This is a genomic window from Micromonospora sp. MP36 (genome assembly GCF_008119785.1).
Lineage (GTDB): Bacteria > Actinomycetota > Actinomycetes > Mycobacteriales > Micromonosporaceae > Micromonospora.
This window is the reverse complement of the sequence record NZ_VSFA01000158.1, coordinates 1-12,269: the sequence shown is the minus strand read 5'-3', so window position 1 is coordinate 12,269 and position 12,269 is coordinate 1. Positions and strand designations below refer to the sequence as shown.

Here is a 12,269-nt window from a genome sequence, read left to right as displayed (position 1 = left end):
ATCGCTGCCCAGCCGGTCCAGGGTCGCCTCGTGCAGCCGCAGCCAGAACCCGGCCGCAGTCCACTGACTGAACCTACGGTGAGCGGTCGCCCGGGTCACCCCGAACAACGCCTCAGGCAGCTTCCACCAGGAACAACCCGCCTGGGTCACGTACACGATCGCTGCCAGGACCGCCCGGTCGTCGACCCGCCGCCGACCGCCACCCTGCCTCCGAACCGGCGCGGGCGGAATCAACGGCTCCGCGATCTCCCACAGATCATCCGGCGCCCACGTACGGACCATCGCGTCATGCACGGAAAGAGATCATGCGCGAGCCCAACGAACATCCAAATGAGACGCGCCCTAACGACCGTGCACAAGGTCGTTAGATAAGCGCCAGCTGCTCGTTGTCCCAGCACCGCCCGCGCCGGCCCACCGATAGCCGCACGCCGTGGCGTGCCGGGAGGCGGGCGTGCTGGGCACTGGTGTATTGCCCGCGATCGGAGTGGAAGACCAGCCCGGAGGCGGGCCGGCGCCGGACGAGGGCGTCGGTGAGAAAGCGGCGTCGACCAGGTCGGTGCGCAGATGGTCGGCGACCGCCCACCCGACGACCCGGCGGGAGGCCAGGTCGATGACGGTGGCCAGATACAGCCAGCCTTCCCACGTGTTGATGTTGGTGATGTCCCCGCACCAGCGGGTATCGACGGCGGCCGGGTCAGTGCCGAAGTCCCGATTCACCAGGTCCGGGCGCTGTGGCGCGGCCGGGTCTGGGATGGTGGTGGTCCGCCACCGGCGCGGGCAGCGACCGGCCAGCCCTGCTCTGCGCATTAGCCAGGCGATGCGCTTGCGGCCGTGCCGATGCCCCGCCGCGGTCAGTTCGGCGTGTATCCGCGGCGCCCCGTACGTGCCTCGGGATGCCTCGTGCACCGTGACGATCTTCTGGCTGAGTGTGTGGTCGACGCGTTCCCGCTCAGACTGCTGCCCGCGGCTGTGCTGGTAGTAGGCGGACCGGGGGACCTGCATCAGCTCACACGCACGCTTGACGTTGCGCCGGCCGGCCTGCTCCGCCTCGATGAACGGGTACACGTTCACCGGGTCTCCTTCGCGAGGAAAGCCGTCCGCGCTTCAATATCTCGACGTCCTCGCGCAGCCGCCGGTTCTCCCGCCGCAGCTGCGCCAGCTCAGCCCGCTCGTCACTGGTCAGCCCGTCGCTACGGGCACCAGCGTCGAGCTCGGCTTGCTTGACCCACTCCCGCACCGCGGTTCCGTCAGGTCGAAATCCTTCGCAACCTGCCCGATCGTCCGGTCTCCGTGCTGGCACAACTCCGCGATCTCGGCCTCGAACTCCGCCGTGAACGACCGACGAGGCCGAGCCCGATTCCTACCCCATGCTCTCCATGATGCTGACATCCTCCCGAAGCCCTTTGGCTCCTGATCTCAGATGTCCGTCAAAGCGGGTCAGGCCCAACCAGGTCGTGGCCATCCGCGCGCAGCTCGGCAATGCGCGACCGCCCATCACAGTGGACATTGCCAACTTCAGGGCCGCGAGTATGACGTGGCGATCGTTCTACACTCGCTGCCGGGACGCCGGGACGCGGCGGAATTCCGCCTGGAGTCGGGGCGGCTTTGCGTGCTGGCGTCGCGGCATCGTCATGGTTGCATCGCGGTGCCGATCACGGATCGCGCAGCTGCTCGATGCCCATCCGTCCTCCGAACCAGTCCACCTGAACGTTCCGGTCAAATTCCCTGACGGCTGGGAAGCCAACCAGGCAGTTCTGGTGCTTGGCCTACCGAGTAGAGGGCTGACGATGGCCAGTCCACATGAGGGCTCAAGGAGCGAGCAAGGGTGCACGGGATACTGCCGGCCATAGCTCGCGGTCTCGCTGCAAGCCGGTCCTGGCGGGGCCAATTCAACTCTCGTGGCTCTTGACAGTGCAAACGAGCCGGGCTGAACTGGCTGAACGGCTGAGTCCTCGGGGGTCCCGCTGGCGGGATTCGGGGGGTACTGTCCGGAAGCCGCCAGTGGGGAGGTGGGTTCAATGCTTGTTGGGCTGGCGATGCCGTCCGCCGTGGAAGCGGAGCGGATGATCAGGGCCGTGTTGACCGGCCTGTGGTCCGACAACCGCAGCATCCTCGTGGACTCACCACTCGGGACAGACGAGTTATCCCTCGTTGTGCGTGCCACCGCCGGCGAACGGTTTCATGTACATGATGCGGACGCAGGAGCACGACGAGCTGCAGCAGCCGCGCCGTGGATACCAACGCCTCTGCGAGTGCTTGCCCCGGCCTAGCCATGAGGTGGGTGCTCGCCTAGTTGCCACCCACCGCCGTGTCAGCGCTCTCTGATCTACTACCGGTCGCTTGAGATGTTGAAAGGGGATCGCGGTGATCTTGCATCCCACTTCGGTCATCAATCTAGACCACAACGCGACCACTGTCATCGATTCCCGTGTCGCTCGGGCTAGCCATGAGGCAGCGACGACCTTGATCGGAAATCCCTCGAGTCAGCATTCCCTGGGCCAGGCAGCGGCCGCAGCCATCGAGCGGGCACGCCGGCAAGTAGCTGAAGCACTTGCGACAAGCCCTAGGGAGGTCGTGTTCACGAGCGGTGCGACCGAGGCAAACAACTTGGCGTTGGTGGGTCTATGGGCGGCCAACGAAGCGGCGGGTACCCGTCGCCGCACCATCATCGTCGGAGCCACCGAGCACTCGGCGGTCCTGGAGCCCGCCAGGGTCTTGGCCGATCGTGGTGCTCGCGTCCTGGAGGTCTCGGTTTGTCCTGATGGTCGGGTTGACCTTGATCAGCTCGCCGAGCTCGTTAGCGACGACACGCTACTTGTGTCGATCATGCTTGCCAACAACGAGACTGGCGTCGTGCACCCGCTTGACGAGGTCGTTGCTCTGGTACGCCGGCATGGTGCATTAGTCCACACAGACGCTACCCAGGCGCCGGGGCGCATACCGGTAGGATTCGCAGACCTTCAAGTTGATCTGATGTCGATCAGCGGACACAAGATGTATGGTCCGCGTGGTGTAGGAGCGCTTCTAGTCGATCGGCACGCGCGCGTGCCGGGTGGATCCTCCCTGCTCGAACCGCTGCTTCATGGGGGCGGGCAGGAGCGTGGGTTGCGAGCAGGTACATATAACACAGCTGGAATCGTCGGCTTCGGAGTTGCGGCCACATTAGTGCCCGAATATCTGACGGACGCTCCCAGCGTGGCTGCTCGTCGGGACCGACTTGCTGCTGGCCTCCGGACCCGCATCGAAGCGGTGACGGTGAACGGTGGTTCAGCTCCTCGTCTGCCGAATACGCTCAACGTACGGTTCGCTGGCGCCGACGCCGAAGCGGTCCTCTCTGGCCTGCCAGCTCTTGCATGTTCTACCGGCTCGGCATGCTCGTCCGGTACTCCGCGTCCGAGCCACGTCCTTGTTGCTATGGGTCTGAGTGCCAGTGCGGCGAGCGAATGCGTGCGCCTAAGCCTGTCCCGGGCCACGAGCGACGCCGAGATCGACGCTGCGGTCGACATGCTCGCCGACGCCGTTGCCCACGTTCGTTCCTTCACGACCCCGGATGTGCTGTGACTTACACCCTGACCACCGCATGCCACCGCGTCTTCGCCCGCCACGAGACGTTCCACGCTCGGTACGGTTGGTTTCGCAAGGCGGTGATCGGGGCGCAAGAGAACCCCGATCTATTCACTGCCGAGGACGCCACCGTGAGCCTCGGGGTAGGCAAGAACATGGTGCGCGCCATCCGGTTTTGGGGCGGTGCGGCGAAGGTTATCGCCGAGGCGGCATCGCCGGGGAAGCGGCGGAACTCGGCCGTGCGCCCGACCTTAAATGGTGAGGCTGTTTTCGGTGTGGACGGCGTGGACCCCTATATGGAGGCTCCGGGCACCCTCTGGCTGCTGCACTGGTGGCTGCTGCGCCCGCCCTGCGAGCTGCCAGTCTGGTGGATCGCGTTTAACCGGTTCTCCTCAGTGGAGTTTACAGAGGAGGACCTAGTGAGGGTGGTTAATGAGGAGATCCTCCGCCACGGGTGGGTCATGCCCAATGAGTCTTCGATCCGCAAGGACATCTCATGTTTGCTGCGAACCTATGCCGCCGCCGACCATGGGCGCGCAAGTCTGGACGACCTGCTTGACTCCCCGCTTCGGGGTCTTGGGCTGATCGAGCGAAGCAGAGCTGCGGGCCGCAGCGCTGGTGGCGGGGCGCCTGGAGCAGGGTACCGTTTCCTCCTTGGGGCGAAACCGTCACTGCCTCCGGAAATAATTGCATTTGCAATGCTCGATTGGATGGCTCGAATCGGGGCGGCGCGAACAGTGAGCATGGCGAACGCCGTTTTTGAGCCTGGCAGTCCGGGGAAGGTGTTCGGCCTGAGCGAGAGGGCCCTTAACGATGCGATGACCCGTGTCGTGGACACCTATGCCATCGGACAGCTTTTGACCACCGCGGGGGCGACTCAGTTTGTGGTGATGGCGAGCGAGTCGTTGCCGGAGCTCGCCCAATCGCTCCTTACTCGGTACTACGAAAACTTGCGAATGAAGCTATCGCGGCCCCTCGGCGACGGGCCAGCCAGTTACAACGACGCTGCTCTTGTCTCCCTGAGCGCTGCCGGTGGTGCGAAATGAGTGCGGTACATGGTAGCCACAGCGGCAAGGCGGCGGTAACGCTGCAGACGGTTCGACCCGCCCCCAAGCGGGATACATATACTGAGGAGCCGTTAGCCTCGAGAGTTGAGGTTCACTCGCACTTCTCCCGTTCCGCAAACCTGGAGCGAGACCACGGCCAGCCCAATAGCGACTATCTTCCGACGGCGCGGGCTCGCGAGGTGCTACGCCGCGTGATTGCCGGCATCAACGATGCTGCAGCCGGACGTGCGTTGTCGATTACAGGCACCTATGGAACTGGGAAGTCCAGCCTAGCTCTATTCCTCGACGCACTCCTTGGTCAATCTAGCTTCGCGCAGCAGTCCGCCGACAAGGTTCTGAGCGCAATCGACCCAGCTTTGTACGAGGCAGCTGTACACGCGCGGTCCGCGATGCCAGGAGGCGCGATTGTTTGTGCCGCGGCGACTGCCCAGCGTGAACCCGTCAGCAAGACGCTGCTTCGGGCACTGCAGAGTGCAGTGGAGCGAATGCCGGAGGCGGAACAGGCGACCAGGGCGTGTAAGCGAATTCGCGACGCTGTGAATGGGCCTGATCTTGAAATCCTGCCCCTGCTCGACGGGCTCGCGCGCGAGCACGCGGTCCTGTTGATCATCGATGAATTTGGAAAGAACCTCGAGGAGTTCGTTGCCACTGGTGGCAGAGACGCCGATTTGTTTGTGCTGCAGTCGATCGCCGAGTGGACCGCGGACTCGCGTCATTACCCAGTTATTCTGCTGACGCTACAGCACCTTGCGTTCACCGAATATGACGTCGGCGGGCCCCGAGGACGTGAATGGTCAAAAATTCAGGGACGATTTGTCGACATCCCCTACGTTGAGACGGCAGCCGAGACGCAGGCGCTCATCGCGTCCGTTCACACCACTACCCTCCCTGGTGTCATGGACTGGTCGGAGTCGTGTAAGCGTGAACTCAACCATATAGGCGTAGCCGATCTCCTTCACCTCGAGCCCGCTGAGATGTATCCCCTGCATCCCACATTGGTCGCGGCGCTGCCGGCGCTCTGCAATCGGTACGGGCAGAACGAACGCACTCTCTTCTCCTTCCTTGCTGGCCCAGATGCGCACGCCGTCCCGTCGTTTATCGCGACTACCTCACTGCCCTCACATGGACTGTTGCCGTCAGTGCGCCTGCACCATGCCTACGACTTCTTTCTTGCATCAGCGGCGACAATGGTAGGGGCATCGCCGAATGCTTCCCGTTGGATTGAGATCGAAACACGGCTACGTGACATCGCAGGACTGACGGACCCGGAATCGAAGGTACTTAAGACGGTCGGGGTGCTGAACCTCGTCGCAGCCGGCGGGCCCCTGCGAGCTAGCCGAAGCCTCGTGCGAGTTGCAGTGCTCGACGGGCAGGGTGGCACAGAATCGCCGGACGAAGTGGACAGAATCTTCGATTCCTTGATCGAGCGAGGATTACTTACCTACAGGGAGTTTGCCGATGAGTACCGCGTATGGTCCGGGAGTGACTACGACCTGAAGTCTGCTATCGAGCTGGCCCGTCGGGAGGCCCTCGCTGAGCCTGTCGCGGCGGTGCTCAACCGCGTCCGTCCCCAGGTGCCGGTCGTCGCGGCTCGGCACAGTCAGGAGTACGGGGTCCTCCGTGTATTCGCGCGGTACTTCGTCGACATGAACGCCATTGCGCCGTCATTGACTGGACAAGATTACGACGGACTCGTGCTACTCGCCGCTGACCCGGCCTTCGACGCAAATGCGCAACTCGCGCTTGCCCGTGTCGCGCAATCGCGCCCGGTAGTTCTGGGCGTCGCGGCCGAGGACTCGCTCAAAGCGCTCGTCGAGACGGCTCGGGACCTTGCCGCGCATCAGGACGCTCTAGGGCGCACGGAGGATGGCGACGTGGACTGGGTCGCTCGTCGCGAGCTTGCCGAGCGGGCCGCTGCCGCGGCTGCGCGTCTCGATGCTGCCGTCGAGGCCGCCTACGGCGTCGGGGCCAATGAGGTGCGGTGGTACATCTGTAGCGATGAGGGCGAACTTCCCGCACATCTAGTCAACAGTGACGACGAGCGACGTAAAGGCCCCCGGACCCTCTCTGCAGTTCTGTCTGACGTGTGCGATCAGCGGTACCGGCTCACGCCGCGGGTGCGTAACGAGATGCTGTCACGGCGCGTGCTTACTTCCCAAGGTGCAAAGGCGCGTCGTGACCTGATCGAGGCAATGATCGAGCATCCTGGCGAGTCGCGGTGCGGGATCGACGGATACGGGCCCGAGCGTGCCATGTATGAGGCGGTACTCGCCCGGACCGGCATCCACCGCATAAATCGTGCCGGGCATTGGGAGTTTGGCCCCCCGGCCGAGGACAAGTCCGGGCTCGGGTATACGCACGCCTGGCGGGCGATCGTTGACGCTATCGAGGGGTCCGCCGACATCGGCCTCTCGATCGCGGACCTGTACGCCCGCCTCATAGCCCCCCCTATCGGGTTGAAGGAGGGCCCGATTCCGGTTCTGCTGACCGCAGCGCTCATCGAGTCTGCAAACAACGTAGCGATCTACGAGAATGGTACGTTCCTTACTCGTCTTGATACTCCCGCGGCTGAGCGTCTCATTCGCAACCCAGAATCATTTAGGTTACGAAAGTATGCTATATCCGGCATGCGTCTCGTAGTCACCGGACGGCTCAGCGAGGTTCTGGGAACACGCTCATTCGGCCGGGGGCAGCGAGTGGGCGCCGTGGTCGGCGTGGCTGGAGTTCTTCTGGGTCGCGCCCGAGCGCTGCCGCCCTTCGCTCAAAAGACGCGCATGCTCAGCGAGCAGGCGAATCAGGTGCGCTCAGCGCTCTTTTCCGCCTCCGACCCCGAAGATCTGATCTTCGAAATGTTGCCGAAGGCAGTCGGGGTTCCGGGGTTCGGCAGGGAATCATCATCACCGCGCGCCGATGACGTTGAGTCCTTTGTCGACGGTGTCGTTGCCGCGCTGGACGAGCTTCACGGATTGTATCCCGCGCTGCGGGACAGGCTGGTCGCCCTCATCGGCTCGGAACTTGGCGCGGAGGGGAACAGTCGCCAGGTCCGTAAGGCGCTGCAGACCAGGTTTATCGGCGTGAAGGCGGCGCCGCTTGAGACCAATCTGCAGACGTTCCTGCACGCCCTCGTGGATGACGCACTCGATGACGACGAGTGGGCCGAGTACGTCGGTATGCTCCTGCTGCACAAGCCGCCCCAGTCTTGGACGGACGAGGATTTGGCTGCGGCGCGCGCCCGGGCAACAAGTCTCTGCCGCCAGCTGCGTCACGTGGAGTCGATCCATTTCGATAGGGCAGGGTTGAACGTTGTCACAGCGGACGCGACTCCGCTGCGCGTAGGCATCACCCTGGCCAACGGCGAGGACGTCAGCAGAGTGCTCCTCATCGAAGCAAAGGCACTCGGCGATCTCGATGAGGTGGCCGGGGGCGCCCTTGCGGAGATTGAGGCTCGACTCGGCGCTGGAGGCCGCGAAGCGCTCCTAGCCAGGCTCGCAGAAACCGTCCTAGGTACGAGCAGCACGTCCTCGACGGCCGATGGGGAGGCCCTGGCGCCGACTGAGATCAACAGTGCTTCACCTCAAGAGCGGCCCACTACGGCGAACGGAAGGCTGGCATGACTCGTCACATCATGGGACTCTCCGGCGGCAAGGATTCTTCAGCCCTCGCGGTCTACCTGCGCGATCGCCTGCCCGACGTCGAGTATTTCTTTTGCGACACGGGCGCCGAGCTTCCGGAAACGTACGAATACCTCGCCAGGCTTGAGGCCTACTTTGGCAAGCGAATCCACCGCCTCAACTCCGGGCGCGACTTCGACCACTGGCTTGACGTGTACCGCGGCGCGCTTCCCAGCGCGAACATGCGGTGGTGCACTCGCATGATGAAGATCAAGCCTCTCGAAGACTGGATCGCATCATCGTTCGGTGGCGAGCAAGTAATCTCCTACGTTGCAATCAGGAGCGACGAACCCTACCGCGAGGGCTATCTTTCCACGAAGTCGAACATTGAGGTGCGGTATCCGTTTCGCGAGGATGGAATCGACAAGGACGCCGTCTTCAAAATCCTCGAAGACTCCGGTGTTGGCGTTCCAGCCTACTACGAGTGGCGTACACGATCCGGTTGCTACTTCTGCTTCTTCCAACGCAAGGCTGAGTGGGTCGGACTCGCCGAGCGCCACCCGGACCTGTTCGAACAGGCCGTCGCCTACGAGCAGAAGTCCGAAAAGAACCACGGCCAGTACGGGATGCAGGGGCGGTATTTTACCTGGTCACCGGGGGAGCCGCTGCCGCTACTTCTTCAGCGACGGGACGAGATCCTCGCGAAGCACGAAGCCGCGATGGCGCGCGCGGCGAAGAGGCGAAAGAACCTGCCGCTGATCGACGTTCTCGGTGCCGCCCTCGACGAGGATGACGACACGACCGCATGTCAGGTGTGCAGCATATAGGCGAGCATCAGCGACGGGAGTCGGAGAAACATGATGCTTCAGAGATTCATGTTCGGTGCCGATCTGCAGTTTCATCCGTTGTGCCTGCGTAGGCAGAGGGCAGATGGGTCTCCGTTGACCTGTATCGCCTGTCAATGCGGGAACTATGGGAGGACCTATGGTAAGGCCGCCCGGCTTCGGTTTTAGGATGTTGCTCGAAAGAACTGATGACGAGACCCTGCGTCGCCTCATCAGCCCGAGCGCCCGGGAATTGTTGGCCGCCATCGAGCCCGGGATCCTTAGTGGCGACCGTCTTCGCCAGTTCATTCGCGAGAGTCGGACCAGCCGAGACTATTTGGCAGACCCGGTAGCCCGGGAAGTTCTAATAGGTGCGCTTCCGCACCAAAAGGCCGTCGAGCTGTGCAGTTCATTAGGCATCGCAAACTATCCGGACCCTTACTTAGCTTTGAGGCAAGCCACCATCAGGGCTGGAAGTCGTGCGGAGGAACTGCTGCTCACGTTCTTCGGAGCTAGCGGAGAGCGGGCGGAGCGGCACGCAGGCAACCATGTGGCGCAGGCCGCGGCTCAATACCCGCTCTTTCCCCATCAACGGACGGCGGCGCGGAAGGTCCGTTCGGGCCTTGAGAATCCGCCGCGACGCCTGGTTCTACACATGCCGACCGGCGGTGGCAAGACCCGCACCACGATGAATGTCATAGCCGAACATCTGCGCGAGCATGAGCCCACCGTTGTTCTGTGGCTCGCGTACAGCGGGGAGCTGCTTGAACAGGCCGCAAGCGAGTTCGTGAAGGCATGGTCCTCGCTGGGCAACCGTGAGGTGGATATCTGTCGATTCTGGGGGAACACACTGGATGACCCTCTCCGAATCCGGGACGGAATAGTTGTCGCCGGCCTTGGAAAGCTGCACGCATGGAGTAGGCGACACCAAAATGGTCTGCCTACTATTGCAGACCGGACGACGCTCACAGTGATGGACGAAGCCCATCAGGCAATCGCAGCAACATACGCAGACATGCTCGATGTGCTGGCTACCAAACGGCGGGACGCGAAGCTTCTAGGACTGACAGCGACTCCGGGCCGGACCTGGTCAGACATTATAGAGGATGTGCGTCTCGCCGACTTTTTCGGGAAGAAGAAGGTTGGGCTTGAGATCGAGGGTTTCGACAACCCTGTTACGTACCTAATTGAGAGTGGATACCTAGCTCGGCCGACTTTCCGGACGCTTAACGTGCGGCCCGGATTTGAGCTTTCAGAGGAGGATCTCGACAGCCTCGTCACCGATGCCGACATAAGCCCGGAAATACTTAGTCGACTCGCCGGCGACCAGGCCAGGAACCTCAAGATTATTGCAGAGGCGGAGCTCCTCCTTCGGAACCATCGTAGAGTAATTCTGTTTACCGCCACCGTAGGCCAGGCGGAGCTAATGGCCGCCGTCTTGAAGGCTCGGGGCTATCAGGCTGAAGCCGTCACAGGGGCGACAAGGGAATACGAGCGACGAAGCATCCTGCAGCGGTACGTGTCCGCTGCGCCCGCGGCAATGGCGATATGCAACTTCGGTGTCCTAACAACGGGCTTTGACGCGCCTGGCACTAGCGCTGCACTGATTGCACGACCCACGCGGAGTCTGGTGCTCTTTAGCCAGATGGTAGGCCGGGCCATCCGTGGTCCCTTGGCCGGTGGCAACGATAAGGCAGAAGTAGTTACTGTTATTGATCCGCAGCTGCCCGGATTCGGGGACGTTGCAGAAGCTTTTGGAAACTGGGAGGACGTATGGCAGCGTCAGTAGCAGGCCGGGAAATCATCCCGCAGCAACTTGCGATCCGGTCAATGCGGGACTCGGGCTACAAGAGCACGGCGCATGCGGCAGCGGAAATCATCGATAACGCGGTCCAGGCTGGAGCGAGGGTAGTTGAGGTTTTTATAATTGAAGAACGCGTCCTCGTGCAGGATCGCGAGCGGTGGCGCATAAAGGAAATTGCGGTCATTGACGACGGTGTCGGAATGGACGACACCGTGTTGGCGATGGCGTTGCAATTTGGAAATGGGACGCACCTCAAAGATCACAGCGGAATTGGCCGCTTTGGCATGGGTGTACCTAATTCCTCGATCTCCCAATGTCGCCGGGTGGACATCTGGACGTGGCAGGCGGGCGCGGATAATGCCATCACCTCTTACATCGACATCGGCGAGGTAGAAGACGGAATCCTGCAGGAGGTGCCGGAGCCTGAGTGGAGTGAGTTGCCGACTGCCTGGCGTAAGTGGAGCCTTACCGCCGGTGGGTCAGAATCTGGCACCCTCGTGCTTTGGAGCGACCTTGATCGGGTCACTTGGAAGGGTTCGAAGGCAACGCTAGACAACATTGAGTTTCTGGTTGGTCGGATTTATCGGAAATTCCTTGCCCGCGGCTTGGTGATCCGCCTCGCAGTCGTTCGCAACGGTGCAGTCGTGGCGAGCATGGATCGGACGGCCAGAGTAAACGATCCAATGTATTTGAGTGCTCCGTCCTCAACTCCTACTCCATTTGATGACAGACCCATGTTCCAACCCTACGGGGAGACCGGCGAGGAGCGCATTCCCATTGAGTTCAATGGGGAGGTCCACGATGTCATAATTAGGTTTTCCTATGCCAAGAGCGAGGCGCGCGTTCTCGATGACGCCACCAACGCGGGCGAGAAGCCATATGGAAAGCATGCCCGCAATAACGTCGGCGTGTCGGTGATTCGGGCTGACCGCGAGCTCGAGCTTGATACGAGCTGGGCAACGAGGGACTTGCGAGAACGTTGGTGGGGCGCCGAGATCGACTTTCCGCCGGCCCTGGACGACGTTTTCGGCGTGACCAATAACAAGCAATCCGCTACGCACTTTAGCGAAATGGCGGCTTTCTACTTGGACGAAAATCGCGACCAGGACTGGAAAGAGCGTCGCGAGGATTGGGAGGCTGAAGGCGACACCCGTCTTCACCTCATCGAGGTGTGCAACCGCCTCCACACTCACCTTAACAAAATTCGGAACATGCTGAGGCAGCAGACAGCAGGCACGCGTACTCCGAGGCAGCGGCGTCATGAAGACAAAACAGCGGACAGGGCCACCCAAAAATTCAAGGAGCGGCACGACGAGGGGTTTTCGACGGTTCAAGACGCCGTTCCTCTGGACAAGCAGAAGGTTAATGATGACCTGATCGATAAGGGTTATGCGGAGCA

General features: G+C 62.2%; 9 protein-coding genes and 1 pseudogene. 7 read left to right on the top strand and 3 right to left on the bottom strand.

Features of this window, described 5'->3' with window-relative positions; translation table 11 throughout:
* The 3 genes from FXF52_RS38435 to FXF52_RS44320 all read right to left on the bottom strand — a co-directional run.
* Positions 1-294: transposase (locus tag FXF52_RS38435; RefSeq protein WP_148804584.1), on the bottom strand; the 294-nt coding region annotated here is incomplete at its 3' end.
* Positions 295-342: 48 nt separating this feature from the next.
* Positions 343-1,071, bottom strand: a complete 729-nt coding sequence (locus tag FXF52_RS38430; protein WP_148804583.1) for an IS3 family transposase — start codon at positions 1,069-1,071, stop codon at positions 343-345.
* A gap of 108 nt (positions 1,072-1,179) precedes the next feature.
* Positions 1,180-1,389, bottom strand: a complete 210-nt coding sequence (locus tag FXF52_RS44320) for a transposase family protein (RefSeq protein ID WP_148804582.1) — start codon at positions 1,387-1,389, stop codon at positions 1,180-1,182.
* A gap of 56 nt (positions 1,390-1,445) precedes the next feature.
* Here FXF52_RS44320 and FXF52_RS43650 point away from each other — a divergent pair.
* The 7 genes and pseudogenes from FXF52_RS43650 to FXF52_RS38390 form a co-directional block, all read left to right on the top strand.
* Positions 1,446-1,850: pseudogene (locus FXF52_RS43650) on the top strand (hypothetical protein); the annotation flags it as partial.
* Between the two features lie 514 nt (positions 1,851-2,364).
* The gene (locus tag FXF52_RS38415; RefSeq protein ID WP_222870912.1) at positions 2,365-3,561 is read left to right on the top strand and encodes a cysteine desulfurase family protein; all 1,197 of its coding nucleotides are present in this window, start codon (positions 2,365-2,367) and stop codon (positions 3,559-3,561) included.
* A complete protein-coding gene (locus tag FXF52_RS38410) occupies positions 3,558-4,610 on the top strand; it encodes a DUF4007 family protein (RefSeq protein ID WP_187413967.1) in 1,053 nt (350 codons plus the stop codon). Before FXF52_RS38415 ends, FXF52_RS38410 begins: the two co-directional genes overlap by 4 nt.
* A 212-nt stretch (positions 4,611-4,822) precedes the next feature.
* A complete protein-coding gene (locus FXF52_RS38405; RefSeq protein WP_148804580.1) occupies positions 4,823-8,245 on the top strand; it encodes a hypothetical protein in 3,423 nt (1,140 codons plus the stop codon).
* On the top strand, positions 8,242-9,069 hold the full coding sequence (locus tag FXF52_RS38400; RefSeq protein WP_148804579.1) for a phosphoadenosine phosphosulfate reductase family protein: 828 nt from the start codon (positions 8,242-8,244) through the stop codon (positions 9,067-9,069). The genes FXF52_RS38405 and FXF52_RS38400 overlap by 4 nt, the downstream gene beginning before the upstream one ends.
* A gap of 145 nt (positions 9,070-9,214) precedes the next feature.
* A complete protein-coding gene (locus FXF52_RS38395; RefSeq protein ID WP_148804578.1) occupies positions 9,215-10,855 on the top strand; it encodes a DEAD/DEAH box helicase in 1,641 nt (546 codons plus the stop codon).
* Positions 10,840-12,269 (top strand): ATP-binding protein (locus tag FXF52_RS38390; protein ID WP_148804577.1); only part of this gene is annotated, 1,430 nt, incomplete at its 3' end. The genes FXF52_RS38395 and FXF52_RS38390, both read left to right, overlap by 16 nt.

Excerpts from the sequence above, each read along its gene's own strand:
- FXF52_RS38395 (WP_148804578.1), top strand. The coding sequence starts at position 9,215 with ATGGGAGGACCTATGGTAAGGCCGCCCGGCTTCGGTTTTAGGATGTTG.
- FXF52_RS44320 (WP_148804582.1), bottom strand. The coding sequence starts at position 1,389 with ATGTCAGCATCATGGAGAGCATGGGGTAGGAATCGGGCTCGGCCTCGT.
- FXF52_RS38400 (WP_148804579.1), top strand. The coding sequence starts at position 8,242 with ATGACTCGTCACATCATGGGACTCTCCGGCGGCAAGGATTCTTCAGCC.